The organism is Agromyces sp. C10 (assembly GCF_023217995.1).
Taxonomy (GTDB): domain Bacteria; phylum Actinomycetota; class Actinomycetes; order Actinomycetales; family Microbacteriaceae; genus Agromyces; species Agromyces indicus.
Window position 1 is genome coordinate 80,660 of record NZ_JALPSX010000014.1, and the last position, 26,547, is coordinate 107,206.

General features: G+C 74.0%; 21 protein-coding genes and 1 pseudogene. 15 read left to right on the top strand and 7 right to left on the bottom strand.

The window, feature by feature from the left end:
* Nucleotides 1–65 precede the first annotated feature (65 nt).
* The 4 genes and pseudogenes from M1L56_RS16230 to M1L56_RS15285 all read left to right on the top strand — a co-directional run.
* Nucleotides 66–1,010: pseudogene (locus tag M1L56_RS16230) on the top strand (NAD(P)-dependent oxidoreductase); the annotation flags it as partial.
* A gap of 416 nt (nt 1,011–1,426) precedes the next feature.
* The gene (locus tag M1L56_RS15275) at nt 1,427–2,107 is read left to right on the top strand and encodes an asparagine synthase (protein ID WP_248599885.1); all 681 of its coding nucleotides are present in this window, start codon (nt 1,427–1,429) and stop codon (nt 2,105–2,107) included.
* Between the two features lie 32 nt (nt 2,108–2,139).
* Nucleotides 2,140–2,493, top strand: coding sequence for a DUF2834 domain-containing protein (locus tag M1L56_RS15280; RefSeq protein ID WP_067947654.1), 354 nt, complete (start codon nt 2,140–2,142; stop codon nt 2,491–2,493).
* The gene (locus M1L56_RS15285; protein WP_067947656.1) at nt 2,490–3,113 is read left to right on the top strand and encodes a DUF1349 domain-containing protein; all 624 of its coding nucleotides are present in this window, start codon (nt 2,490–2,492) and stop codon (nt 3,111–3,113) included. Before M1L56_RS15280 ends, M1L56_RS15285 begins: the two co-directional genes overlap by 4 nt.
* A 3-nt stretch (nt 3,114–3,116) precedes the next feature.
* Here the strand turns inward: M1L56_RS15285 and M1L56_RS15290 are convergent, their stop codons facing one another.
* The 3 genes from M1L56_RS15290 to M1L56_RS15300 all read right to left on the bottom strand — a co-directional run bounded on the left by M1L56_RS15290 (nt 3,117) and on the right by M1L56_RS15300 (nt 8,450).
* Complete coding sequence (locus tag M1L56_RS15290) at nt 3,117–4,433, bottom strand: FAD-binding oxidoreductase (protein WP_282573704.1); 1,317 nt, start codon at nt 4,431–4,433, stop codon at nt 3,117–3,119.
* A 118-nt stretch (nt 4,434–4,551) separates the two neighbouring features.
* Nucleotides 4,552–6,690, bottom strand: coding sequence for a S9 family peptidase (locus tag M1L56_RS15295; RefSeq protein WP_248599887.1), 2,139 nt, complete (start codon nt 6,688–6,690; stop codon nt 4,552–4,554).
* A gap of 245 nt (nt 6,691–6,935) precedes the next feature.
* Nucleotides 6,936–8,450 carry a PLP-dependent aminotransferase family protein gene (locus tag M1L56_RS15300; protein WP_248599888.1) on the bottom strand — a complete coding sequence of 505 codons (1,515 nt, stop codon included), beginning with the start codon at nt 8,448–8,450 and terminating at the stop codon, nt 6,936–6,938.
* 87 nt (nt 8,451–8,537) lie between these two features.
* Between M1L56_RS15300 and M1L56_RS15305 the strand changes: the two genes are divergently transcribed.
* The 9 genes from M1L56_RS15305 to M1L56_RS15350 all read left to right on the top strand — a co-directional run bounded on the left by M1L56_RS15305 (nt 8,538) and on the right by M1L56_RS15350 (nt 18,736).
* A complete protein-coding gene (locus tag M1L56_RS15305; RefSeq protein WP_248599889.1) occupies nt 8,538–9,215 on the top strand; it encodes a pyridoxamine 5'-phosphate oxidase family protein in 678 nt (225 codons plus the stop codon).
* Nucleotides 9,216–9,576: 361 nt separating this feature from the next.
* Entirely contained in the window at nt 9,577–9,783 is a 207-nt protein-coding gene (locus M1L56_RS15310; RefSeq protein ID WP_248599890.1) for a hypothetical protein, read from the top strand.
* A gap of 122 nt (nt 9,784–9,905) precedes the next feature.
* Nucleotides 9,906–12,863: an AAA family ATPase gene (locus M1L56_RS16015; protein ID WP_308198885.1), complete on the top strand. Its 2,958-nt coding sequence runs from the start codon at nt 9,906–9,908 to the stop codon at nt 12,861–12,863.
* Between the two features lie 98 nt (nt 12,864–12,961).
* A complete protein-coding gene (locus tag M1L56_RS15325) occupies nt 12,962–13,492 on the top strand; it encodes a glutathione peroxidase (protein WP_248599891.1) in 531 nt (176 codons plus the stop codon).
* A gap of 204 nt (nt 13,493–13,696) precedes the next feature.
* Nucleotides 13,697–14,674: an ABC transporter substrate-binding protein gene (locus tag M1L56_RS15330; protein WP_248599892.1), complete on the top strand. Its 978-nt coding sequence runs from the start codon at nt 13,697–13,699 to the stop codon at nt 14,672–14,674.
* A gap of 35 nt (nt 14,675–14,709) precedes the next feature.
* On the top strand, nt 14,710–15,705 hold the full coding sequence (locus M1L56_RS15335; protein ID WP_248599893.1) for an amino acid ABC transporter permease: 996 nt from the start codon (nt 14,710–14,712) through the stop codon (nt 15,703–15,705).
* Nucleotides 15,702–16,508, top strand: a complete 807-nt coding sequence (locus M1L56_RS15340) for an amino acid ABC transporter ATP-binding protein (RefSeq protein ID WP_282573705.1) — start codon at nt 15,702–15,704, stop codon at nt 16,506–16,508. The genes M1L56_RS15335 and M1L56_RS15340 overlap by 4 nt, the downstream gene beginning before the upstream one ends.
* 1 nt (nt 16,509) lies before the next feature.
* Nucleotides 16,510–17,787: a M20 family metallopeptidase gene (locus M1L56_RS15345; RefSeq protein ID WP_248599894.1), complete on the top strand. Its 1,278-nt coding sequence runs from the start codon at nt 16,510–16,512 to the stop codon at nt 17,785–17,787.
* A 52-nt stretch (nt 17,788–17,839) separates the two neighbouring features.
* Nucleotides 17,840–18,736, top strand: a complete 897-nt coding sequence (locus M1L56_RS15350; protein WP_248599895.1) for a MurR/RpiR family transcriptional regulator — start codon at nt 17,840–17,842, stop codon at nt 18,734–18,736.
* Between the two features lie 52 nt (nt 18,737–18,788).
* Here M1L56_RS15350 and M1L56_RS15355 read toward each other — a convergent pair whose 3' ends face one another.
* Entirely contained in the window at nt 18,789–20,324 is a 1,536-nt protein-coding gene (locus M1L56_RS15355; protein WP_248599896.1) for a leucyl aminopeptidase, read from the bottom strand.
* A 225-nt stretch (nt 20,325–20,549) separates the two neighbouring features.
* Here M1L56_RS15355 and M1L56_RS15360 point away from each other — a divergent pair, with 225 nt between their 5' ends.
* Together M1L56_RS15360 and M1L56_RS15365 are read left to right on the top strand one after the other, a co-directional pair.
* Nucleotides 20,550–21,494 (top strand): cation transporter, encoded by a 945-nt coding sequence (locus M1L56_RS15360; protein ID WP_248599897.1) that lies wholly within the window; start codon nt 20,550–20,552, stop codon nt 21,492–21,494.
* 141 nt (nt 21,495–21,635) lie between these two features.
* Nucleotides 21,636–22,169: a VTT domain-containing protein gene (locus tag M1L56_RS15365; RefSeq protein WP_248599898.1), complete on the top strand. Its 534-nt coding sequence runs from the start codon at nt 21,636–21,638 to the stop codon at nt 22,167–22,169.
* On the opposite strand, the gene M1L56_RS15370 is transcribed toward M1L56_RS15365, so the two are convergent.
* The 3 genes from M1L56_RS15370 to M1L56_RS15380 form a co-directional block, all read right to left on the bottom strand.
* On the bottom strand, nt 22,157–23,317 hold the full coding sequence (locus tag M1L56_RS15370) for a hypothetical protein (protein WP_248599899.1): 1,161 nt from the start codon (nt 23,315–23,317) through the stop codon (nt 22,157–22,159). The two genes, M1L56_RS15365 and M1L56_RS15370, sit on opposite strands and share 13 nt — an antisense overlap.
* Before the next feature lie 101 nt (nt 23,318–23,418).
* Nucleotides 23,419–25,110, bottom strand: a complete 1,692-nt coding sequence (locus tag M1L56_RS15375; RefSeq protein ID WP_248599900.1) for a hypothetical protein — start codon at nt 25,108–25,110, stop codon at nt 23,419–23,421.
* 257 nt (nt 25,111–25,367) lie between these two features.
* Nucleotides 25,368–26,297 carry a carbohydrate kinase family protein gene (locus M1L56_RS15380; protein ID WP_248599901.1) on the bottom strand — a complete coding sequence of 310 codons (930 nt, stop codon included), beginning with the start codon at nt 26,295–26,297 and terminating at the stop codon, nt 25,368–25,370.
* Between the last annotated feature and the right edge of the window lie 250 nt (nt 26,298–26,547).

The window sequence follows — 26,547 nt, forward strand, 5'->3', positions numbered from 1 at the left end:
GGGGCCGCACGTCGCCGCGGGCGTAGCGTGGAGACGATCGCACGGCACGGGCGCCGCGCGACGCGACGTCGAGGAGGACGCGGATGGCGGTCATCGGGTGGATCGGGCTCGGACACATGGGCGGGCCCATGGCCACCCACCTCGCCCGGGCCGGGCACGAGGTCGTCGGGTTCGACGTCGACGCGCGCATGGCCGAGCAGGCGCGGGCCGGCGGCATCCGCACGGTGACGGATGCCGCGACCGCCGTGCGCGACGCCGACGCCGTCTTCACGTCGCTGCCCCGGTCCGAGCACTCGCGCCAGGTCCTCATCGGCGACGCCGGGCAGCCGGGCGTCTTCGACCGCGTGCGTGCGGGCACGCTCGTCCTCGACACGTCGACGGTCGACGTCGAGACCTCGCGCGCGTGCCACGAAGCGGCGGCGGCCCGCGGCATCCGTTTCGTCGACGCACCCGTCTCGGGCGGCATCGCGGGCGCGCACGCCGGAACGCTCACGTTCATGCTCGGCGGTGAAGCGGATGCCACCGCCGAGGCGGCGGCCCTCGTCGACCCGATGGCCGGGCACGTCTTCACCGTCGGCGGGCCGACGTCGGGCATCGCGGCGAAGCTCGCGAACAACCTCATGCTGTTCATCACCCTGCAGGCGTCGTCGGAGGGGGCGCGGCTCGCGGAGGCGCTCGGCCTTGACCCGGCGGTGTTCCACGACATCGCGACCGTGTCATCCGGCGACTCGTGGCCGCTTCGGACCTGGTACCCGGTGCCCGGCGTCGTCGAGACGAGCCCCGCGAACCGCAACTTCGACGCGACGTTCACGACCGGGCTCGCGGCGAAGGACCTGTCGTACGCGCTCGCCGCGGGCGACGCCGCCGGGCTCGACCTCGCGGCGGGGCGGCTCGCGATGGAGCGCTTCGAGCGCCTCATCGACGAGGGCTACGTCGACAAGGACTGCAGCCTCGTCGTGAAGTACGTCGGCCGCGACGGTCGCACCCCCGGCTTCGACCCCGCCGCCTGACCCGCCTGACCCCGCCGCCCGTCTCTCCCGCCTCTCACGGGCCGCGAAATGACGCAAACGGTTCCCGCGCGCGTCCCGAGGCGCACTCTGCGTCATCTCGCCGAACGTCCGGGGCGGGCGGGCGGGCGGCCGGGGCGGGCGGCGGGCCGGCGCGGTCTTCCCGGGCTCGCCCTCCGCCGGCCCTTCCCCCGACCCCCGGCCCTCCCGGCGCGCCCACCTGCCGACCCCTTCGCCTGACCGCCTGTCTCTCCCGCCCCTCCCGCCCCTCTGGGGCCGCGAAATGACGGAAACGGTTCCGGCGCGCGGCCGGAAGCGCAGGTTGCGTCATTTCGCGGAACGTCCGGGGCGGGGCGGGGCGGGGAGGGTACGGGGCGGGGAGGGGGAGGGGCGACATCCGTTCACCGAGGATCGGTACGGTGGAACGGGTGCGATTCGAGGAGGTGCGCATGGGCCGGTTCCGACTGCCGTGGCAGCGGCGCGAACCACGCCGCAAGATGGCCCCGTTCGACCGGTCGCGCCTGCCCGAGGTCACCCCCGCCACCTTCGACGACATGCTTGAGGAAGGCCTGCTCATGGCCGAGTCGGCGGCACGGATGGCGCTGAAGAACCGCCTCCTCGTCGACGCGCTCCGCAGCGACGAGCCGTACTCCGACGAGCGCGCCGCGGACCGCGCCCGCTCGGTCCTCTACGAGCTCGTGCAGGAGGCCGACGAGGCCGCCGAGCACGTGGCCGAGGAACGCGAGGTCGCCGCGAAGCGCGAGGGCCGCTCGCAGCACCAGCACGACTACCATCGCGACGACCTCCTGAACCTGCGGCGACGCGAGAAGGTGCACGCCGCCATCGCGAAGGAGCTGTGGACCCGCCGGTCCGACGACGAGTACGTCGCCGGGCTCATCGAGCGCGCCCGCGACGACGCATGGGACGAACTCAGCCGGGTCATCGAGCAGGAGCTCGACCGTCGCTGGCCGCGCTACGACGAGGAGCCCGACTACGCCGAGCACCGCTCCGAGCGGATGGCGGACGTCGGCGACGACCTCCTGCGCGACCTCGCACGACTCGAGGCGCAGCGGGCCGTCGAGGCGATCCCCGAGTACTGACGGTCGGGCGCGGCATCCGCCACACTGAACGGATGACGCGCAACTGGACCCCGCTCGCCGTCGTGTACCTCGTGGTCGCCGTCGCCGGCCTCGTCGGCACCTGGACCTACAACGCCATCGCGATCGCGCAGGGGAACGACTTCATCGGCGACCTCGTCTCGAGCGGACCGGCGGTGTCGTCGATCACGACCGACCTGCTCGTCGTCGCGGTCGCGGGCAGCATCCTCATCGTGGTCGAGTCGCGGCGCCTCGGGATGCGCTTCGCGTGGGCGTACATCCTCGGGTCGGCGCTCACCGCGTTCGCGTTCACGTTCCCGTTGTGGCTCGCGATGCGCGAGCGCCGGCTGGCGGCGCGCCGGGCCGAGGCCGATAGCGTGGGCGCATGAGCGACGCCGACCGCGCCCCCGCCGCCCCCTGGAACGCCGGACGCTGGAGCCGCGACCCTGTCGCGGTGCACGTCGACGGCGATGCGATCGTCGTCGAGGCCGCCGAGGGCAGCGACTACTGGCGCACCACCCACTACGGCTTCGTGCACGACGACGGGCACGCCCTGCTCGCCCCGTGGCCGACGGATGCCGCGGTCGAGGTGTCGTTCGACACGTCGACGCTCACGGGCCTGTACGACCAGGCGGGCCTGTTCCTGCACCTCGACGGTGAGAACTGGGTCAAGGCCGGGATCGAGATGAGCGACGGCGTGCCGCACCTCGGCGCGGTCGTGACGAACCGGATGTCGGACTGGTCGCTCGCGCCCGTGCCCGACTGGGCGGGGCAGGTCGTGACGATCCGAGCGAGCCGCTCGGGCGTCGAGGCCGACGCGATCACGCTGCGCGCCCGCGCCGGCGAGGGGGAGTGGCGCACCATCCGGGTGGCGCCCTTCGACGCGAACGCGGCGACCGCCGGGCCCATGGTCTGCGCTCCGACGCGGGCGGGCCTCGAGGTGCGCTTCACCGGGTGGGCGTTCGTTCCCTCCGACGTCGACCTGCACGAGGACCCGCCCGCCGCCTGACGGCTAGGGCGCGATGTGGTGGCTCGCCCGGAACACGTCGCCCGGGTCGACCTCGCGCTTCACCGCGCGGAGGCGGTCGAGCGTGGCGGGCGGGTAGATCGCCGTCACGTCGTCGCCGAACTCCGGCGAGAAGTTGGAGTACGCGCCGCTCGTGAACGCGATCGCCTCATCCACGCCCGCGCGCGCCGCCGCGACCTGATCGTCGGTCGCGTCGGCCGGGAGGATGCCGTTGACGGCGACGAGCGCGCGGCCGTCGCGATGGGCGACCGCCGTGGCATCCGTCGGCACGCGGGAGAACGCCCCGCCGAGCGCGCGCAGCAGCAGCATCGTCGGCACCTCGCGGTCGAGCGCCCGAACGAAGGCGTCGAGCGCCGCGTCGGAGAGGTCGGGGACGAAGCCGTTGCCGCCGACGAAGCGGAACGGCGGTTCGCCGGGCGGCGCGGCCTCGAGGAGGTCGGGGTACGCGACGGGCCCCAGCGACACGTCGGCGACCGAGGGCAGCGACAGCAGCGGCTCGAGGAGGTTTCGGAGCTCCTCCTCCGAACCGACGAGCGCGACCGACATCTGGGGGCCGGCGGGCATCTCGGGCATGAGCGGCGGCATCACGAGCAGCGTGGAGTTCAGCTCGTCGGGCCCGTCGCGGAAGACGTCCCTCCAGGCGCCGACCACCGCGCGCACGTCGGACTGGTCGAAGCGCACGTGCCCGCCGACGAGTCCGTCGACCGGCTGGGCCTCGAAGGTGAACCTCGTGACCACGCCGAAGTTGCCGCCGCCGCCGCGGAGGGCCCAGAACAGCTCGGGGTGCGAGTCGGCGCTCACCTGGAGCACGTCGCCCGCGGCCGTCACCAGCTCGACCTCGCGGAGGAGGTCGACCGTGAGCCCGTGCGTGCGCGCGAACCAGCCGAGCCCCCCGCCGAGCGCGAGCCCGCCCACGCCGACATCCGTCGTGTCGCCCGAGGTGACGACGAGCCCGTGCGGGGTCAGCGCGGCGGCCACGTCGCCCCAGTGGGCGCCGCCGCCGACGTGCACCAGACGCGAGCCGTCGTCGGCGAGCTCGACGGCGTTCAGTGCGGAGAGGTCGATGACCAGCCCGCCGGTGGCGGGCGCCGATCCGTGGCCGCCGCTCTTCACGGCGATCGGCGTGCCGGCCGCGACGGCGGCCCGCACGGCCTCGGCGACCTCGGCGGCGGAGGCGGGGCGCACGACGACGTCGGGCGTTCCGGAGCCGGCGAACACCGCGGCGCCGGCCTCGTACTCGGGGGTGCCGGGCGCGTGCACGCGCTGCGGCATCCGTTCACTCAGTTCGGCGATGAACGACATGGGGGTCAGTCTGGACCCGGCCGCCGATATCCTGCGAGCCCCGATCAGGGCACGAATCGTGCAGATCCCGCCAGAGGATCCCGGTGCGGGCCTCCGGCCTTCCTCGACCGCCGGAGGGTCACTCGCCGCTCGGGTGCGCCCCCGCCGCGTCGATGATCCACGCGTTCGCGAACGCGCGCTCGCGCCAGGCCGCGTACCGGCCGGAGACGCCGCCGTGCCCGGCCGCCATCTCGACCTTCAGCAGCGGGTCGGCGCCGACCTCGCGCAGGCGCGCGACCCACTTCGCGGGCTCGACGTAGAGCACGCGCGTGTCGTTCAGCGACGTGATCGCGAGGATCCGCGGATAGGTGACGGGGTGCACGTTCTCGTACGGCGAGTACGAGCGCATGTAGGCGTACACCTCGGGATCGTCGAGCGGGTTGCCCCACTCGTCCCACTCGATGACGGTCAGCGGCAGCGACGGGTCGAGGATCGACGTCAGCGGGTCGACGAACGGCACCTCCGCGACGATGCCCGCGAAGAGCCGCGGCGCGAGGTTCGCGACGGCGCCCATGAGCAGCCCGCCCGCCGAGCCGCCCTGCGCCACCAGGTGATCGGGCGTCGTGATGTCGTTGTCGACCAGGTGCTCGGCGGCCGCGATGAAGTCGGTGAACGTGTGCTTCTTGTGCAGCTTCTTGCCGTGCTCGTACCAGAGCCGGCCCATCTCACCGCCGCCGCGCACGTGCGCGACCGCGAAGACCATGCCGCGGTCGAGCAGCGACAGCCGCGGGATGCCGAAGCCCGGGTCGATCGCGTGCTCGTACGAGCCGTAGCCGTAGAGCAGCGTCGGGGCGGGCTCGCCGAGGGTCACCAGGTCGTGCCGGTAGACGAGCGAGATCGGCACCTTCGTGCCATCCGGAGCCGTCGCCCATTCGCGCTTCTGCGCGTACCGCTCGGGGTGGTAGTCGCCGAGCACCGCCTGCTGCTTGCGCACGGTCCGGGTGCCGGATGCCACGTCGACGTCGATCACGGTCGACGGCGTCACGAACGAGCCGTACCCGATGCGCAGCGACGGCTGCTCCCACGCCGGGTTCCCGCTGACGCCCACCGAGCACAGCTCCTCGTCGAAGGCGAGCTCGTGCAGCGTGTCGTCGGGGGTGGCGTCGGCGGGAAGTCCCTGCGGCGGCACCTTGGCAATCGCCACCCGCGGCAGGCCGTCGCGCCGGTACTCGAGCGCCACGAAGTCGCGGAACGCGTGCGCCGCCTCGATGCGCATGCGCGGGTCGTGGGGGAGCAGCATCCGCCTCGGCCCCTGCGGGTCGTCGGCGGCGACGCTCACGAGCTCGAAGTTCACGGCGTCGCCCTCGTTGTGCACGATGAGCAGCCGGTCGCGGCCGCCGGCGACGACGTGCTCGACGTCGTACTCGACGCCGTCGCGACGCGGCCACACGACCCGGAACTCGCCCGCCGGGTCGGCGGCGTCGAGCAGCCAGGTCTCGCTCGTCACGTGCGACCCGGCCTCGAGCACGAGGTACCTGCGGCTGCGCGTGAGGCCGACGCCGAGCCAGAAGCGCTCGTCGGGTTCGTGGAACACCCGCACGTCGGATGACGCGGGCGTGCCGACCTCGTGCCGCCAAATGGTGTCGGGCCGCCAGGCGTCGTCGACGGTCGCGTAGAACAGGTACCGCCCCGACGGCTCGAACACGGCGCCCGCGGCGGTGCCGGGGATCTCGTCGTCGAGCACGCGCCCCGACCCGTCGAGCGCGCGCAGCCGGATCGTGTACCGCTCGTCGCCCTCGACGTCGACCGCGTAGAGCAGGGTCGACCCGTCGGCGGTGAGGTCGAAGCTGCCGAGCGAGAAGAACTCGTGGCCCTTCGCCTCGTCGTTGTCGTCGAGCAGCACCTGCTCGCCGGGCAGGGGCGAGCCGTCCTCGGGGATCGCGGGGGGCTCCCAGTCGTCGGCGCCGCGCACGGGCACGCGGCAGTGGATGCCGTACTGCAGCCCCTCGACGGTGCGCGAGTAGTACCACCAGTCGCCCTCGCGCGTGGGCACGCTGAGGTCGGTCTCCTTCGTGCGGCGCTTGATCTCCTCGAACACCTGCTCCTGCAGGACCGCGAGATGCCGCGTCTTCGCCTTCGTGTAGGCGTTCTCCTGCTCGAGGTGGGCGATCACCGCCGGGTCATCCTTGTCGCGCAGCCACTCGTAGTGGTCGACCACGACGTCGCCGTGGTGGGTGCGTTCGGTCGGTCGCTTCTCGGTCACCGGAGGAGTCAGCACGACCCCACGCTACGCGGCCCGCCCGCTTCGCGGCATCCGTTCACAGCGTTCATGGGGCGAGCGGATGTCGCGTCGGCAGGCCGTGCGGCCCGTCACCGTTCGCGCGCCCACCCCCGGCGGTCGCCCCGCCCTTCGGTGCCGCGAGTGTCCAACGGATGCCGCTCCCCGGTGCCCCGCCCCGCATCCGTTGGACACTCGAACCCCCCCCGGGGGGCGCGCGGAGCGGTCGCGACGGCGGGGGCGAGTCAGGCGACGGATGCCGCGAGCTCGACCTCCACGGCGGCGCGCACGCGCGCGAGGGCTTCGGCGAGCTGGGTGTCGGTGGGGGAGCCGTAGCCGAGCACCAGGCCGGCGGGGCCCTCGCCGGGCACGGCCGAGTAGTCGGCGAGCGGCGAGACGGCGACGCCGTCGACGGCGAGTCGGGCGACCACCCGGGCCGCCACCTCGTGCGACGGCAGTCGGAGCACCGCGTGGAGTCCGCCGTCGAGCCCGGTGAGGCTCGCGCCCGCGATGCGCGACAGCCCGTCGAGCACCATCCGGCGGCGGTGCGCGTAGTCGCGACGGGCCGCGGCGATGTGCCGGCGGACCGCGCCACCGGCGAGCAGCTCGGCCATCGCCTCCTGGGCGATGCCCGGCACGGGGCACGTCTCGTCGTCGCGGACGCTCGCGACGGCCTCGCGGAGCGGGGTGTCGCCGGGCAGCACCAGGTAGCCGAGTCGCAGCCACGGCGTGAGCACCTTCGAGAAGCTGCCCACCAGCACCGTGCGGCCGCCCCGGTCGAGCGAGGCGAGCGCCGGCAGCGGGGCGCCGACATGACGGAACTCGCTGTCGTAGTCGTCCTCGATGACGACGACACCGGATGCCGCGGCCCAGTCGAGCAGTTCGAGCCGAGCGGCGACCGGGAGCCGCCCGCCGAGCGGGTACTGGTGGTGGGGCGTCACCATGACCGCGTGCGGGGCGGGGCGGATGCTGCGGAGTGCCGCCACGTCGATGCCGTCGGCGTCGACGGGCACGGGCACGGTGCGGAACGCCCCGCGGCGTCCGATGACCCGCCGCGCCGACGGATACCCGGGGTGCTCGACCGCGACGCGCGGCGTGCCGTCGACGAGCACGCGCAGTGCCGACGCGAGGAGGGCCACCGCGTCGCTCGTGCCCGCGGTCACGACGACGTCGTCCGGCGAGCAGGCGAGCCCGCGCGCGTGGCGGAGGTGGTCGGCGATCTCCCGCCGCAGGCGCGGCGAGCCGAAGTCGGGCGGGATGTCGCCCGGGACCGACATCCGCGACGCGTGCCGCCAGGCCGCGCGCCAGGCCCGCTCGTCGAGCCGCGCGGTCGATGGGAGCCCGGGACGCAGCTCGAGCATCCCCGGGGTGCTCGCGGTGGACGTGACATCCGTCACGCGCGCGCGCCGTTCGCGAATCGTCGCTTCGGCGCCCGCGAAGCGACGATCCGCGTCCGCCGCGACGGGGCCAGCCGCGACGGCGGGGTCGGCGTCGACGGCGGGGTCGGGCGCGACGAGCGGCGCGACGCGCGTGGGCGCACCCTGGCGCAGCTCGAGGTAGCCCTCGCCGGCGAGCTGGTCGTACGCGGCGACGACCGAGCTGCGTGCGACCCCGAGCTCGCTCGAGAGCGCGCGCGTCGAGGGCACCGGGTCGCCCGGGCGGAGCCGCCCGTCGAGGATGCCGCGGCGCAGGCCCTCCACGAGCTGCTGGCCGAGCGGCCGGGCGTCGTCGCGGTCGATGACGAGCAGCGGTCCGTCCATCGGGACCTCCTTCGCGGCGCACTGGACTGGTCGAGCACGCGGGAACTGGTCTGCCAACCATACCAGCCGCGCTCGCATGCTGGACGCATGACCACCGCCACCGCCACCGCCCGTCGCATCCGTCGCCTGCCCGACCGGCAGACCACCGACCGCTTCGCCCTCCACGACCTGCTCGACAGCGAACTCGTCGGCCACCTCGCGGTCGCCGTCGACGGCGTCCCGGTCATCGTGCCCATGGGCTACGCGCGAGTGGGGGAGCACGTGCTGCTGCACGGCTCGACCGGCGGCGGATTCGCCCTGCGCGCGGCATCCGCTCGTCGGTCCGTCGCCTTCTCGGTGACGGCGCTCGACGGCCTGGTCTACGCGCGCAGCCTGTTCGACAGCTCGATGAACTACCGCAGCGCGACCGTGCAGGGCGTGCTCGAGGCCGTGCCGGCCGATGAGACGGATGCCGCGCTGCTGGCGCTCTCCGAACGGCTCATGCCCGGACGCCCGGCCGAGGTGCGCGGCATGCACCGCAAGGAGGTCGCGGCGACCCGCGTGCTGCGCCTGGCCCTCGACGACGTCGTGATGAAGCAGCGCTCGGGCGGCCCCTCGGAGGAGCCCGACGACGGCGAGGACCACTCGACGTGGGCCGGTGTCGTCCCCCTCGAGCGGCGCTGGGGCGCGCCGATCGCCTCAGGGCTCACCCCTGCTGGGACGCCCGTTCCGGATTCGGTGATCGCCCTGTCGACCGGCAACGGGGCCGACGCCACGCCGAGGTAGGCGAATACGCCGATCGCCCGATGTCCTGAGGGTGCCTCAGGAACGAGGCTCGGGACGTCCCGGGGCACCGCCCGGGCGACCTGGAATCAATGGAAGGAGGTGCGTGATGTTCGCAGCGATGCTCGTGCTCGCCCTCATCTCGGTGTGGGCCGTGTCCGCCGCCGTGGTCGAGTTCCGCAACGACGGATACCGCCGCACGCCCACCCTCGCGCACTGAGGCGTGGCGCGACCCGAACATCCGCATCAGTCCCGTCTGAGGCCCCCTCACCGCCCGGACCGGCACGAAATAGGCACATCTCCCGATGAGCCGCCCCCACCTCAGAGCGCAGGCTCGGATCATCGCCCACCTCAGGAGGAGATCATGGACTACACCGCAGGCTTCGTGGCCATGCAGGTTCACACCGCCGACGTGCGCCGGGCGGAGGAGCGGATCGCCATGCAGCGCGCCGCCGCCGAGCGGGCCGCGGGTGCGGGCGCCGACCCGACCGGGTTCGCGTCGCGGGGCTCGTGGCTCCGCGTCGCCCGCCGGCGTCACGCCCGCCGTCAGGCCCCGCTGCTCGCGCGGTGACCGGCACCGGAGACGGGGTCGCGGCCGCGGCCGCCCACGGCGCGACAGACCCCTCGCGCGACGATCGGCACCGGGTCCACGGACCCGGTGCCGATGTCGTCGGTCGGTGGGACCATGGGATGGTGTCCAGCTCTTCGACGAGCCCCGCCATGGTCGGCCGCGACGGCGACCTCGACTGGCTCCGCAGCCTCATCGAGACGGTCCGCGCCGGCACGCCGGCGACCGCCGTGATCGGCGGCGAGGCGGGCATCGGCAAGAGCCGGCTCGTGGCCGAGTTCACCGCCGGCCTGGGGCCCGACGTGCGGCTCGTGCGCGGCCAGTGCGTCGACCTCGGCGACGTGGCCGCGCCCTACGCACCGGTCAAGGGCGCGCTGCGGCAGCTCGTCGCGCAGGTCGGCGCCGACCGGGCGCTCGACGCGGTCGGGCCCGGCCGGGCGGCCCTCGTCGCGCTGCTGCCCGAGCTTGCGGCATCCGTCGCCGACGGCACCGGCGAGATCGTCATCACCCCCGGCGGCGCCGGCAGCGGCCAGCTGCACGAGGCGGTCGCCGTGCTGCTCGAGACCCTCTCGAGAGACGAGCCCATCGTGCTCGTCATCGAAGACCTGCACTGGGTCGACGCCGCGAGCCTCGCGCTGCTGCGGTTCCTGCTCCGCTCGCTGGGGTCCAGCCGCCTGCTCGTGCTGCTCACCTACCGCACTGACGACGTCCCGCGCGGTCACCCGCTCCGCGGCTTCCTGACCGAGGCCGAGCGCGACCGGTGGGTCGAGCGCCGCGAGCTCACCCGGCTCTCGCAGGCGCAGGTGCACGAGCTCGTCCGCTCGCTCATCGTCGACGAGGCCCCGAGCGAACGGGTGCTCGACACGGTGTTCCTGCGCAGCGACGGCGTCCCCTTCTTCGTCGAGGAGCTCGTGGGCATCGACGGATGCCGCGACGAGGGCTTCGTGCCCGACACCCTGCGCGACCTCCTGCTCGCCCGGTACGAGCGACTGCCCGACGAGGCGCAGGAGTTCCTCCGGCTGCTGTCCACCGGCGGCGTCCGCGTCTCGCACGCGCTCCTGTCCTCCGTGCACCGCGGCGACGAGGCCGCACTCGATGCGGCCGCGCGCGAGAGCGTCCGCTACGGCGTCATCGAGATCGACGGCGACGATTACGCGTTCCGGCACGCGCTCGTGCGCGAGGCGATCCTCGCCGACCTGCTGCCGGGCGAGCGCGCGCGGTACCACGCCCGGTACGCCGAGGCCTACGAGGCGCAGGCGGCGGCGGGCGGGCGTCGCCTCGCCGCCGAGATCTCGTACCACTGGCTCGGGGCGCGCGACCCCGGGCGGGCGTTCCCCGCCACCATCCAGGCCATGCGCGAGGCGCGATCGGCGGTCGCCTACGCCTCGGCGGCGCAGCTCGGCGAACGCGCGCTCGAGCTCTGGAGCCTCGTGCCCGAGCCCGAGCGGGTCTCCGGCATGACCCGGCTGGAACTCATGGGTCGCACGGCCTCCCACCTGCGTCACGCCGGCGAGGGCGAACGCGGCCTCGCCCTCGTCAAGGCGGCGCTCGCCGAGTGCCCGCGCGACGATCCGCAGTTCCCGCGGCTGCTGCGCGACAAGGCGCTCTACCTCGCGACGGTCGGCCGCGGCGGCTCGATCCCGCTGCTCGAGGAGGCGCTCGCCGCCCTCCCCGCAGAGGGCGCCGACGAACTCCGGGTCACCGTGCTGACCGGGCTCGCGGGCCGGCTCATGATCGAGGGGCGCATCGACGACGGCGTCCGCGTCGCCGACGAGGCCTTCGAGCTCGCGCAGGAGATCGGCTACCCGCGGTACGCCTCCATCGCCATGAACATCGCCTCGGTGTGCCGTGCCGCTCGCGGCGAGGTCGAGCGGGCGCTCGCCGACCTCGAGCGCGCCCGCGAACTGGCGGCGGGCGACGGTGCGGCGCTGCTGCGGTACTGGGTCAACGCGTCCGACATGTACCACCTCGTGGGCGACCACCGCGAGGCGGTGCGCCTCGCGGAGGAGGGGCTCGAGCGGGCGCGACGCCAGGGCGTCGAGCGCAGCTCGGGCGTCATCCTCGCGTCGAACGCCGTCGACCCGCTCTTCGCGCTCGGCGAATGGGAGCGGGCCGGCGCCCTCATCGACCGCGCGCTCGCCCTCGAGCCGTCGGCGCCGTTCCGCGTGTACCTGCAGCGCGCCAAGATCTGGGGTCTCGTCTGGCGTGGCGAGCCCGAGCGCGCGGCCGAGCTGCTCCGCACCTTCCGGGCGAACATGGCGCCCATCATGGAGGTCGAGATGCAGACGCGGCTCGGCGTGGCGAGGGTCGCGACCGAGGTGGGCCTCGCGGTGGGCGACCTGTCGCAGGCGTGGCGCGACGGCCGCGGCGTCCTGCACGAGCGGCAACTGCCGCTCGCGGGGTACGCCGAGCCGCTGCTCTGGGCGCTGGCCCGGGTCATCGCCGCGGTCCGCGCCGATCCCACGCGGGTGCCCGAGGCCGAGGCCGCCGAGATCCTCGAGGCCGAGCCGACGCTGCGCTCGGCCATGGAGCGGTTGCACTTCTGGCCGACGCATCCGCTCTGGTCGGCGTTCGTCGACGCCGAGCTGCGGCCCAGCGAGGCGGCGTGGCGGGCGGCAGTCGACGCCGCGACGCCGGAGACCGCGCCCGGCTTCCTCCGCCCGTACGCCCTGCTCCGCCTCGGCGAGGCGCAGCTCGACGCCGGCGATCGCCTCGCCGCCCGCGAGACGCTGCAGGAGGCGTACGACGCCGCGGTCGCCGGCGGCGTCACCGCCGTGCAGTCGCGTGTCGCCCACGTGGCGATGCAGGCGGGCGTCGCGCTCGAGCGGGCGACGCACGGCGAGGCGACGCGGGGCTCGGCCGGCGTCGCGGGAGCGGACGACCCGGGCGACGCCGTGGCCGAGCTCACGTCGCGCGAGCGGCAGGTGCTCGAGCTCATCGCCGAGGGGCTCAGCAACCGCCAGATCGGCGAGCGGCTCTACATCAGCGGCAAGACCGCGAGCGTCCACGTGTCGGCGATCCTCCGCAAGCTGGGCGCGTCGAGTCGCACCGAGGCCGTGTACCGGGCCAAGGCGCTGCACTGAGGCTCCTGCGCGCGCATCCGGAGCCGCTTCCCAGCCCGTCCGGCTACCGTGGCATCCGTTGCCGGGCCGACGATGGCTGACGAAGGAGACCGACCGGTATGACCTCGCTCGAGACGATCCCGTTCCAGACCATGACCGGTGAGACCAGCACCCTCGGCGACTGGCCGGGCCAGGTGCGTCTCGTCGTGAACGTCGCCTCGCGATGCGGACTCTCGCCCCAGTACGCCAAGCTCGAGGAGCTCCAGCGGCGCTACGCCGACCGGGGCTTCACGGTGCTCGGGTTCCCGAGCAACCAGTTCTTCCAGGAGCTCTCGTCGAACGACGAGATCGCCGAGTACTGCTCGGCCACGTGGGGCGTGACGTTCCCCATCCTCGACCGCGTTCGGGTGAACGGCCGGCGCGCGCACCCGCTCTTCACCGAGCTCAAGCGATCGCGCGACTCGGCGGGGCTGGCCGGCCCGGTCGTCTGGAACTTCGAGAAGTTCCTCGTGCTGCCCTCCGGCGAGGTGCGGCGGTTCCGGCCGCCGGTCGAGCCCGACGACCCCGCGATCGTGCAGGCGATCGAGGCCGGTCTCGCCGACTCGGGCCGAGCGGATGCCGCGGCGGGCGGCTCCGGCGCATCGGCCTGACCCGCTCCGCGGAGCCTCCGCGCCGCCCTGCCGGACGGCCGCCGTCCGGCGAGCCTGCCGAGCCCACGTAGACTCGGGAGCCGTGCTTTCCTCGTTTGTCGTGATTGTTACAAATTGGTGAAGCACTAGTAATCCTGAAACGTCTGTTACATACTCGTGCGCAGACGTCGCTCACCGACGAGCGACCCGCACGAAGGGCTCGACATGACTGCACTCCCCCCGCGTACCCCCGCCCGCCGCGCGATCGCCGCCTCCGCGCTCGCCGCCGGCTCGCTCCTCGTCCTCGCCGGCTGTGCCACGGCGTCCGACGCCGACTCCGGCGAGTCCGCGTCCGGCGCCGTCGAGGTCGCGGGCATCGAGATCGCCGTCGACGACGCGGCCGCCGAGCTGCTGCCCGCCGACATCGCCGAGGCCGGCAAGGTCAAGGTCGCGACCGACGCGCCCTACGCGCCGTTCGAGATGTTCAAGGAGGAGGGCTCGAAGGAGCTCACCGGCGTCGACGTCGACCTGGGCCACGCGATCGGGGCGAAGCTCGGCATCGACTTCGCGTTCGAGCAGCAGGCGTTCGACGGCATCATCCCCGCCCTGCAGGCCGGCAACTTCGACGTGACCATCACCGCGATGACCTCGAGCGTCGAGCGCATGGAGGTGCTCACCTTCGTCGACTACTCCGCATCGGGCACCGGCATCCTCACCTCCGCGGGCAACCCCGAGGACATCGAGAGCTACCTCGACCTGTGCGGCGAGTCGGTCGCGGTGCAGGCGGCCACGAGCCAGGTCGACCTCGTCAACGGCACCTGGCAGGCCGAGTGCGAGGCCGAGGGCCTCGACCCGATCAAGCTCTCCGAGTTCCCGTCCGACGCCGACGCGCAGCTCGCCATCACGAGCGGCAAGGTCGTCGCCTCGCTGCTGACCAAGCCGAGCGCCGGCTACGTCGCCAAGACCACGAACGACGGCAAGACGTTCGAGGTCATCGAGGACCCGAAGGCCCCCAACGGCTACGACGCCACGCTGAACGGCATCGGCGTCCTCAAGGCGAACGAGGACCTCGCGAAGGCGATCCAGGCCGCGCTGCAGTCCCTCATGGACGACGGCACCTACGAGGCCATCCTCGACCAGTACGGCGTGACCGGCATCGGCATCGACGAGGCCACGATCAACGGCGCCGCCGAGGCCAAGTAGTCCGCCTCGACCCGATCGGAACGGAAGCACCACCCATGACCGCAACGCAGCCGTCGGCCACGGCGGCGCCCGCGGGGCCCACCGGCCCCTCGGGCGCCGCCCGCCCCGGACCCATCGAAGCCGTACCCGTGCGCCACCCGGGGCGGTGGATCGCCGCCGTCCTGGTCCTGGTCCTCGGGATCGGCGCCTTCGCGTCGATCCTCCAGAACCCGAACCTCGACCTCCCGACGGTCGGCGAATACCTCTTCAAGCCGCTGACCATCAACGGCGTCCTCATCACGCTGTGGCTCACGGCCGCGTCGATGGTGATGGGCGTCATCGGCGGCATCGTCGTCGCGGTCATGCGACTCTCGGCGAACCCGGTGCTGTCGGTCGCCGCGATGCTGTTCATCTGGGTCTTCCGCGGCACGCCGCTGCTGCTGCAGCTCATCTTCTGGGGCTTCATCGGGGCGTTCATCCCCAAGATCGTGGTCGGCGTGCCGTTCACCTCGATCGAGTTCTGGTCGTTCACGACCAGCGACCTGATCCCGGCGACGGTCGCCGCCCTGCTCGCGCTCGGCCTGAACGAGATGGCGTACGCCGCCGAGATCGTGCGCGCCGGCATCCAGTCGGTCGACCCCGGCCAGACCGAAGCCGCGCACTCGCTCGGCATGTCGCCCGCCAAGACGCTGCGGCGGGTCGTGCTGCCGCAGGCCATGCGCGTGATCATCCCGCCGATGGGCAACGAGACGATCACGATGCTGAAGAGCACCTCGCTCGTCGCCATCGTCGCGGGCGACGACCTCATGTCGAACATCCGCGAGGCGTACACGCAGAACTACAAGATCATCCCGCTGCTCATCGTCGCGGCGATCTGGTACCTCGCGCTCACCTCGATCCTGTCGATCCCGCAGATGTGGCTCGAGCGTCGCTACGGCCGCGGCTTCAACGGCGCCCGGCCCACGATCGGCTCGCGCGTGTCGACGTTCACGCAGAGCATCGCGCTGCCGGCCCGCACCGCCCGCGCGTCGAAGAAGGAGTCGGCCTCATGACCGCCACCATTCCCCACGCCGCGCCGCTCGCGGCGACGTCGGAGCGACCCATGGTCGAGGCCGTCGAGGTGCACAAGCGCTTCGGCAACCTCGAGGTGCTGAAGGGCATCACCATGTCGGTCGACCGCGGCCAGGTCGTGTGCCTCCTCGGCCCGTCCGGCTCGGGCAAGTCGACGTTCCTCCGCTGCATCAACCACCTCGAGCAGATCGACGCCGGCATGATCCGCGTCGACGGCGAGACGGTCGGGTACCGCGAGCGGAACGGCAAGCTCTACGAGCTCCGCGAGCGGGAGGTCGCGACCCAGCGCCGCAAGGTCGGCATGGTGTTCCAGCGCTTCAACCTGTTCCCGCACATGACCGCGCTCGAGAACGTCATCGAGGCGCCCGTCCAGGTCGCGCGTCGTTCGAAGGCGGATGCCAGGGAGCAGGCGCAGCGCCTGCTGGCCCAGGTCGGGCTCGCCGAGAAGGCCGACACCTACCCGGCTCAGCTCTCGGGCGGCCAGCAGCAGCGCGTCGCGATCGCGCGCGCGCTCGCCATGGAGCCCGAGGTCATGCTGTTCGACGAGCCCACGTCGGCACTCGACCCGGAGCTCGTCGGCGACGTGCTCGACGTGATGCGCGGGCTCGCCGAGAGCGGCATGACGATGATCGTCGTCACGCACGAGATCGGCTTCGCGCGCGAGGTCGGCGACGTGGCCGTGTTCATGGACGGCGGCGTGGTCGTCGAGGCCGGCGACCCGGCCCAGGTCCTCGGCGACCCGACGGAGGAGCGCACGCGCTCGTTCCTGTCGAAGGTGCTCTGACGTGGCGGGGACGACCGTTCGACCCCCATCCGCCGCATCCGTCACCGTCGACCACCGCGCCGACGCGCGCCGCGCCCCGACCGCGGAGGAACTGCGCCACGCGGCCCACGCGGTCGACGGCCGGTACCGCGACGACCTCGCGCACCTCGTCGGGATCGACTCGGGGTCGCACGACGCCGTGGGCGTGACGCGGGTCGCGGAGTGGGCGGCGGCGACGCTCGCCGCCGACGGCTTCGACGTCGAGACCGTGCCGACGCCCGAGCACGACGGCCGGCGTTTCGGCCCCGTGGTCGTCGCCCGGCGACGCGGCACCGGCACCGCGCGCGTGGTGCTGTTCGCGCACATGGACACGGTGTTCCCCGCGGGGACGGCGGCGGAGCGCCCGTTCCGCATCGCGGACGGCATCGCGTACGGCCCCGGCGTGTGCGACGACGTCGCGGGCATCGCGGCGGGCATCGCGGCCGCGCGCGTGCTCGACCGGCTCGGCTACGCCGCCTACGGCGAGCTCGTCATCGCCCTCACGCCCGACGAGGAGATCGGTTCCCCTGCGAGCCGCGAGATCCTCGCCGAGGTGGCCCGGGGGGCGGATGCCGCGCTGTGCCTCGAGTGCGCGCGGGAGAACGGCGACCTGGTCGGCGCCCGCAAGGGCGTGGCCGACGTCCTCGTCTCGATCCACGGCCGTGCCGCGCACTCGGGCGTCGAGCCCGAGCGCGGCATCAACGCCGCGGTCGAGGCGGCCCGGCTGCTGCTCGACGTCCAGGCGCTGTCGGGCGCGGAGCCCGGGCTGACGGTGAACGTCGGCCGGGTCGCGTCGGGTTCGCGCGCGAACATCGTGCCCGAGCACGCCGAGCTCCACGTCGAGGTGCGGGCGACCGGGCTCGCCGAGCTGGTCGCCACGCTCGACGCGATCGACGAGCGGGGGCGGCATCCGTTCGTCGACGGCGCGCGCATCGAGGTCACGCGGCTCGACGTGTGCCCGCCGCTCGAGCGGTCGGCGACCGACGACCTGGCCGTGCTCGCCCGTGAGGTGGGCGCCCGGCTGGGACTCGCGTTCGACGTCGCGGCGACGGGAGGCGCGTCCGACGCGAACTTCGTGGCCGCGCTCGGCGTGCCGACCCTCGACGGGCTCGGACCGGTCGGCGGCGGCGACCACGGCGTCGACGAGTGGCTGGACCTCGCGACCGTGCCCGAACGGGTCGCGCTCCTCGCCGGGCTCGTCGTCGCCGTGGCCGAGGCGGACGCCGGGGCGCCGGCCGCCGGGGCGTCCGACGCGGCGTGACCCGCGAGCGCCGGGGGAGGGCAGTACGGTGAGACGCGGAAGGGGGTCGTCGATGACGCTGGACGCAGGAACGGGCACGACCGGGCCGGAGGGCCGGACGTCGGTGGCCGAGACGATCCGCCGCGGCATGGCCGACTGCTCGCCCGCGGAGCGCAAGGTGGCCCGCGTCCTGCTGTCGTCGTACCCGTCGGCGGGCTTCGAGACCGTCGCGAAGCTCGCGGCGCGCGCCGGGGTCAGCGGCCCCACGGTGCTGCGGTTCGCGAACCGCATGGGCTACCGGGGCTTCCCCGAGTTCCAGCAGGCGCTGCGCGACGACCTCGACGAGCGCTCGGCGTCGCCGCTCGCGCTGTACGACCGGGGGCAGGGCACCGCGCTCGGTGGCGAGGGCACGCGGCTCGAGCAGGCGGGCGCGATCATGCGCACCACGCTCGAGCGCACCTTCGCGAACCTCGCGCCCGACGAGTTCGAGCGCAGCGTCGAGGCGCTCACGTCGGCGAAGGGGCGGGTGCTCGTCGCGGGCGGGCGCTTCAGCGGGCTCCTCGCGCGGTTCCTGGCGCAGCACCTGCAGCTCATGCGCCCCGGCGTGTCGATGCTGCCCGACGACGCCGGCGGCCGCGCCGAGGCGATCGCCGGGCTCGGGCGCGGCGACGTCGTCGTGCTCTTCGACTACCGCCGGTACGAGGAGCCGACCCTGCAGGTCGCCGCGGCCGCGCGCGAACGCCGCGCGCAGGTGGTGCTCTTCACCGATTCGTGGCTCTCGCCGATCGCGTCCGACGCCGACGTGGTGCTGCCGAGCGAGACGGGCTCGCCGTCGGCGTTCGACGCCATGACGCCCGTGCTCGCGCTGGTCGAGTCGGTCATCGCCGGTTGCCTCGAACGGCTCGGCGACGACGCGTCCGAGCGGATGCGGCGCATCGAGGCCGCCGGCGCGGAACTCGGGCTCTACTAGCCGAGGCCGGAGCCGACCCGGCCGCCGAGGGGGGCCGGGCCGTGGCATCCGCTCAGTCGACCGGAGTGAACCCCCGCGCCACCTCGGCGAGGATGCGCGCGCCGTAGCCCGTCGCGCCCTTCGAGCGCCACTCGTCGTCGGCGTCGGCGCTCATCGTGCCCGCGATGTCGAGGTGCGCCCAGGGGGTGTCGCCGACGAACTCGGCGAGGAAGAGCGCCGCGGTCGTGGCCCCGGCGTTCGTGCCGCCGAGGTTGGCGATGTCGGCGACGTCGGAGTCCATGAGCTTGCGGTACTTGCGCACGAGCGGGAACTGCCACGTGGGCTCGTCCACCGCCTCGGCGGCGTCGCGCACCCGGTCGACGAGGGGCTGGCTCGTGCCGAGCACGACCGAGTGCGTCTCCCCAAGCGCGCGCATCGCGGCGCCGGTGAGCGTCGCGATGTCGACGATCGCGTCGACGCCCTCCTCGGTCGCGAGCACGAGCGCGTCCATCATCACGAGCCGGCCCTCGGCGTCGGTGTTCTTCACCTCGACCGTCTTGCCCCCGCGGGCGGTCAGCACGTCGCCGAGCTTGTACGCCGAACCCGACGGCATGTTGTCGGTGCACATGAGCCAGCCGGTGACCTTCGCGGTCGTGCCGAGGTCGCGCAGTGCGGTGAAGGCGCCGAGCACCGCCGCAGCGCCGCCCATGTCCATCTTCATGAGCAGGTGCATGGGATCGCTGGGCTTCAGGCTGATGCCGCCCGAGTCGTACATGATGCCCTTGCCCACGAGCCCGAGGTGTCCGGTCGCATCGCCCGCGGGCTCGTACCGCAGCACCACCATGCGCGGCTCCTCCGCGCTGCCCGCGTTCACGCCGAGCAGGCCGCCGCAGCCGAGCTCGATGAGCTGCTGCCGGTCGAAGACCTCGACGTGGAACCCGAACCGGCCGCCGAGGAGCTCGGCGACGTCGGCGAGGTCGGTCGCAGTGAGGTGGCTCGGCGGCGTGTTCGCGAGGTCGCGGGCGACGGCGGTGGCCCGTGCGGCGACGAGTCCCGTGGCGATGCCGGCGGATGCCGCGTCGCGGTCGGCGTCGTCGATGCGGAGTTCCACGCGCGTGAGCCGGGCCTCGCGCGGCTCGGCCTTCAGCGCGTCGTACCGGTACCGGGCGAGCGTGGCGCCCTCGGTGAGGGCTCGCCCGGCCGCCTCCGCGTCGATCCCGCCGAGGGCGGGCACGCGAAGGCCGACGGTCGCGGCCTTCGGCACCGCCCGCACGAAGGCGGCCGCCGCGTCGCGGAGCGTGGCCTCGGTGGCCTCGGCGGCGGGCCCGCCGCCGACGACGATGATGAGCGTCCGGGCGGCCTGCGGGATCAGCAGCGTCTGTCCGGGCTTGGCCTCGAACCCGGCGCGCTTCAGGGCGTCCCGGTCGAGCCCGACGCCCTCGGGCAGGGGACCCTCGTCGTGCACGATCACGCCGATGGCGTCGAGTCCGGCGCCGCCGGTGCCGCCGCCGAACTCGTCGACGGCCACGACCTCGACGGCGTCGAACGCGGCGAGCGACGGGACGGGCGAGAAGTCCTCGGCGATGAGCTTGTGCGGGCTGCGGGTCACGGGCGTGCCTCCAGGTGGTCGGGATCGGCGACCTCGTCGATCGGATCGTCGTCGTCGGGCTCGTGCTGCTCGGGAAGCTCCCCTCCGCGGGGGCCGGGCGTCGCTCCGACAGTAACCCGCCGCGCCGGGGAGCGGTAGAGCACCGAACGGGGGCCCCGAACGGATGCCGCGGCGCTACTCTGTGCGAATGGACCCCGTGGCGATGACGACGAGAGGGCCGCGTCGATGACGACAGGACCGGACACCGGCTCCATCCGGGCCGCGGCATCCGCCATCCGTGCGCTCGCCGAGGAGCGCGGCCTCAAGGCCTCGATGTGGTTGGCGATCGTGCTCTCGGTGACGGCCATCGGGCTGGGCATCTGGGCGGGTTCGCGCGTGCTCGTGCTCGTCGCCGCGGTCGGCGTCATCGGCGTCGCGATGTCGTGGCTCGCGCTGCGCGCCTCCCGCGCCGCCGACGCCGGCCCCACCGAGCGGTACCCGTACGGGCGCGACGGCCTGACGCCGCTCGTCGGCGCGGTGCAGGGGCTCGCGGTGGGGGCGACGATCGTGTTCGCCGCGAGCGACGCGGTCATCGTCATCCTGAACGGCGGGCAGCGCGTGTCGGCGCTCGCGGTGGCGGTGTACGCGCTCGTCGCGGCCGTGGCATCCGTCGTCTTCGCCGTGTGGCTCCGCAGGAACGCCGAGGGCAGCGAGCTCATCGTCGCCGAGGCGTCGCAGTGGAACGCGGCGGCCGTGCGCCGGTTCGTGATCGCCGCGGGCGCGGCGCTCGCGCTGGTGCTCGCGCTCGTCGGCATCGAGTGGCCGCTCGACTACATCGACCCCGTGCTCGTGCTCGTCGCGTGCGCGCTCATCGCGCCGATCCCGATCCGGATGCTGCGCCGGGGCGTCGCCGAGCTGCTCGAGGGGCAGCCCGACGGGCACACCCTGCTCGCGATCGAACGCGCGGTCGACGGCGTCGCCGGACGATTCGACCTGCCCGGACCAGAGGTGCGCTCGACGAAGCTCGGGGCGAAGCTCTACGTCGACGTGGTGTTCGTGCTCGACCACGACACCGCCACCATCGGGCAGGAGGACGAGGTGCGCCGGGCCGTCATCAGCGCCCTGGCCCCACTGCCGTTCGACGTGTGGGCGACGGTCGAGCTCACCGCCGACCCGGCGCTCGCCGAGTAGCGGCGCACCGGTCCGTCCGAGACCTTCGTCCCGGCCTTCTCCGAGGACGCGCGGCTAGACTGCGCTCGAACCCACGACCGCGACGTCCGGGCGCGCGAGGTCGGCCGCCCGCCGCGGTCGATGACGGCGACAGGCGGTGACGTGGAGATCTTCGAGGGCTGGCCCCTTTCGGCGGCCATCGGCGTGCTGTTCGTGATCGTGCTGCTCCGTGCGGGCGGCACCTATGCGCTCGGTCGCGGGTCGCGCGCGGGCGTGAAGCGGCTGCTCGAGCGGCGCGGCCGGATGGCGCCGCAGCTCGCACGCGCGGAGACCGTGATCGAGCGCTTCGGCGCCCCGGTGGTCGCGCTGTCGTTCCTGACGGTCGGCTTCCAGACGGCGGTCAACCTCGCCGCGGGGGTGCTGCGGATGCCGCTGGTGAAGTACCTGCCCGCGCTCGTCGTCGGCGGGGCGATGTGGGCGACGCTCTACGGCGTCCTCGGCCTGGCCACGGTGAACGCCGTCATCGCCGCCGCGCAACGCGATCCCGTCGCGGCGATCCTCAGCGCGCTCGCCGTGGTGGCACTCCTGGTGCTGATCGAGTTCGCCACCCGCCGGGCGCGATCGTTCGCGGCCGCGCATTCGCGAGCGGATGCCGCCGAGCCGAGGCTGCCCGAGGACGCCGGTCAGACGGAGTAGTCCTCGACGGCGGTGGCGACATCGCGCTCGCCGCGGTCGGCGAGGGCGTCGACGAACCGGATGAACACGGAGATCCATCCGAAGATCGTCGCGAAGGCGAGCAGTTCGAAGGCGGTCAGGCTGTAGTAGCCGACGGGTTCGAACAGCAGCGCGCCGCCGAGCAGCAGCACGATGCCGCCCGCGCAGAGCCAGAAGAACCGCGACGGCATCCCCTTCAGGGTGAACGGCGCCGAGGCGAGCAGCCCGAGGAAGGTCAACGACATCCCGATCGCCGACAGGTTGTGGAGCAGCATGCTCACGTCGAGCGGGAACACGCCCACGCAGGCGAGGAGCGTGCCCATCACGACGAACACCGTCGACACGAACCGGGGGGTCCAGGCGTGCACGAGCACGCCCTGCCGGACCAGCGCGGTGAGGTCGCGGTGGACGTACAGCGCGAACGTCGTGACGAACGCACCGCCGAGGAGCACGGCGAGGTTGAACAGCGAGCTCGAGACGTCGTCGCCCGTGCCGAGCTGGCTGAAGTGGTACTCCCACCACGCCGGGTCCTGCGCGGTCGCCATGCTGGCGAGCACCGACGACGACATGAAGATCACGAGCAGCGAGGCGAGGCGACCGGTGGTGACCGCGGATGCCGACAGCGCGACCCAGTAGGCAGCGAGGCCGGCGGATGCCGCGGTGGCGCCGGTCGCGGTGAACGCGTCGACGATGATGCCCTCGAAGGCGCGCTGCAGCGTCGTGAAGACGACCACGGTGACGATGCCGGCGATCACGGCGTGGACGGCCGAGACCGTCGCGACGTCGAGCGCCGTCTTCCAGGGGCGCAGTCGGCGGCGCCACTCCTGCCCCGGCAGGTCGCGCGAGCGCGCGTAGGCGACCGCGCCGATCACGAGCGTCGTGACGAGGACGCTGATGGCGGCGACCGCGCCGACCGACCACCGCCCCCACAGGGGCCACACGAGCCCGCGGAAGAACAGCCACGCCACCACGGCGCTCGTCGTCGCCGCGATGAGGCCGCCGACGAGGGCCTCGGTCTCGACGGCGAGGCGTCGGCGAGCGGATGCCGCGGCCCGACCTCGTCCCGGTCCGGGCGGTCGCGCCTCGGCGCTCGGTCGAGCCCGGTCCGCCGGCACCGTCGAGGAGGACATGCGCTCAGGCTAGGACCGACCGGCCCGTCCGGATCGGACCAAGGTCCCCACGCGCCGAGCGGCCGGATGCCCTGCGATTCCACCGCGCCCGCAGCGCGGGGTCAGGGCGCGGGCGTCTCCGTGCTGCGAAGTGCCCCGTCGAGCGAGCCGAGCAGCCCGTCGGTGAGGGCGTAGGCGGTGCCGCCCAGGACGCCGTACGCGAGCGTGAGCGAGTCGAGGCTGACGGTCCCGCGCACCTGGAGGGTGGCCGTGCCGCTCGCGTCGAGCACGCCCGAGAAGAGCACCTCGCCACCGCTCGAGACCGTGAACGGTGCGCCGGGCTCGCCGGTCACGGTCAGGGTGCGCCATCCGTTGGAGCCGGGTCGGCTGAGCTCGGCCGTGATGGGCGTGCTGCCGGTCGGCGGTGCCGGCTCGGAGACCGGCGTCCGGCCACCACCGGTCGCGGGCGTCGTCCCGGCCGGGGGCGCGGCGGCCGGCTCGTCGTTCGGCGTGCTGCCGGAGGGTGCGCCCGAACTCCTGCCTTGCGGCGTCTCCGCCGCGTCGGGCGCCGGCGCGGCGCCGGCGGACGGCTGCGGGCCGGCGTCCGGCTCCGTCGGTGCCGGCGCGGTCGGGCTCGGTGCGTCGGGCAGTTCGCTCGAGACCACGACCGGCGGGAGCACGCGCGGCGCGGAGGCCGCGACGTCGTTCGTCGACCCGGGGTCGGCCAGGATCCGGGAGTCGTCCTCGCCGCCGCCGTTCCAGACGGACAGCCCGGCGACGAGTGCGGTGGTGGCCGCGATGCCGCCGAGGGTGGCGCCGACCGCGGCCGCGCGTCGGCGCGGGCTCGTGCGGAGCGCGGCGACCAGTGCCGCGGGCAGTGCGACGAGTCCGGCGACGCGCCCGATGCCCGGGGTCGTGTCGGCGTCGGCCGCGGCCTCCGTCTCGGCGGCCGTCTCGGCGAGGGTCGGCACCGGCTCCGTCGCTGCGGCGGAGGCGCCGCCGCGCACGGACTCCAGGAACGCGATGCCGCCGCCGGCACCCAGCAGGAGGATCGGTAGGGTCGTCACGGCGCGACGGGCGACGGCCTCGGGCGGTGCGGCGACGACCCGGCAGCGCGGACACTCGTCGAGGTGGGCGCGGGCGCGACGCCCCGACGCGGCCGCCGCGGTGCGGCACTCGGCGTCGTCGGGCAGCTCGGCCAGCCGGAGGGAGTTCCACTCCGCGCGAAGGGCCGCCTGCGCGTCGGCGACCATCGACTCGGCGTCGCCCGCCGTGAGGCCGAGTTCCGCGGCGAGCTCGGCGGTGGTCAGGCCGTCGACCTCGGTGAGCCAGAGGGCCTCCTGCCACCGGGTGGGCAGCGCGGCGAAGGCGGCGGCCGCAGCGGACCCATCGCCCATGCCGTCGGGGAGCACGTCCTGGTAGGTCTCGACGGGCGCGAGCTCGAGCGGAGCGTGCGGCGCCGATGCGCCACCGGCGGACGCGGCCGGCTCCGGCGGCGGCATCGCGCTCCCGTCCGCGATCGCCCGGCGGGTCAGGGCGAGCAGGTGCGGCCGGGTCGCGCCCGCCGGGCCTCCGCCGTCGCCGAGCTCGGCGACGAGGCGCTCGGCGGTGCGGACGACGACCGGCTCGGCGTCGGGCCGGCCGGTTGCGGCGCGGGCCGCGCGCCACGCCACCGAGAGGTGGCGCTGCCAGAGCCGGGTGATCGCGAAGGAGTCGCCGGTATGGGCGGCGTCGACGAGTTCCGCGTCGGTCGGGGTCTCGATCACCGAGGGTGCGTCGAGGGGTGACGGTTCGCGGTTCGCCGCGTCCTCCACGTCCACTCCTCTCCGCCCCTGGACGCACGGGAGGCGGTGGCTCGCTGCCCGTCCGGGGGATGCGCCGGGTCGCGGCGCGATCGGGGTTGCTGTCCGTCCGGCCCGATTCGGCGTGTGCGAGGGGGGCGCCGGTATTCGGCGTCGCGCTCCTCGACGTGCATGCCGGGTGCGGCCCGACGGATGCGCCCGAGTCTACGACCCTCGACCGGGCGTTCCGCAAGACCCAGTTGTCGCGGTGCTCGGATGAGCACGCGGGCTCAGCTGCCGATCTGGGGTGAGGCGACGCCCGTGCGCAGCAGCGCTCCCTCGTGCCGGACCGTGGCCGCGGCGATCTCCATCGCCTCGCCGAGCGCCCGCGACCACGCCTCGGCGTCCGCCGGCACGCCGTCCGCGGCGATGCGGTGCACGACGGCGGCGAGGGTCGCGTCGCCGGCGCCCATCGTGTCGACGACCGGGCCGTCGAGCTGCACGATGTCGGCGTGCACCTCGATGCCGCGGTGGTGCAGCGATGCGCCGTGGCGGCCCGCGGTCGCGAGGACGGCCGGCCCCGCGGCATCCGTCGACCCCCCGCCCCCGAGGCGCGCCACGAACTCGTCGAGTGGCGCCCCGAGCAGGAGGTCGGCGTCCTCGTCGCCGGCCTTGACGAGCAGCGATCGGGCGGCGACGCGCTCGAAGTTCGCGAGGAACCGGTCGCGGTCGTGCAGCATGCCCGACCGCGGGTTGCCGTCGACGATCAGGCGGTGCTCGGGACCCTCGATCGCGTCGAGCAGCAGGTCGACCTGCTCGTCGTCGTCGAACGGGTAGCAGCTGACGACCACGAGGTCGGCGTCGGCGAGGGCGGCGCGCGTGTCGTCGTCGAAGTGCAGCTGCCGGTGCTGCGCCGCCTCGTTGAACTCGTACCGCGGCTCCCCGTCGGTGCGGATCGAGACCGCACGCGACGTGCCGTGCTGCGACGGGCTCGCGACGAGCCGCACGCCGTAGTCGTCGAGGAAGGCGTGGATGCGCTCGGCCGGCTCGTCGTCGCCGACCATGGCGATGAGGGTCGCGTCGTCGCCGAGGAGGGCGAGGCCCACCGCGACGTTCAGCGCGGCGCCGCCCACGAACTCCCGGGCGCCGGAGGGGTCGCGCAGTTCGTCGATGAGTGCGTCGCCGACGACGCTGATCCGGGCTCGAGACGTGGATGCCATGTGCCCAGCCTCACGCCGTGCGGCGCACCCGTCAACTGCGGCGGCGTCGCTGCCCGGTCCGTCGTCGACGGATGGCGCGGAGTGGCCCCGCGGCCCCCGGCGGCAATACAGTACGGTGTCACGCGTTCCCGCCCCAGAGGAGTCGAATGAGACCCGGACCCAGACGCAGCCTCACCCACCCCGAGATCCTCGACGCCGCGTTCGAGCTGCTCGAGACGAAGGGGTTCGACGCGGTGTCGGTGCGCGGCGT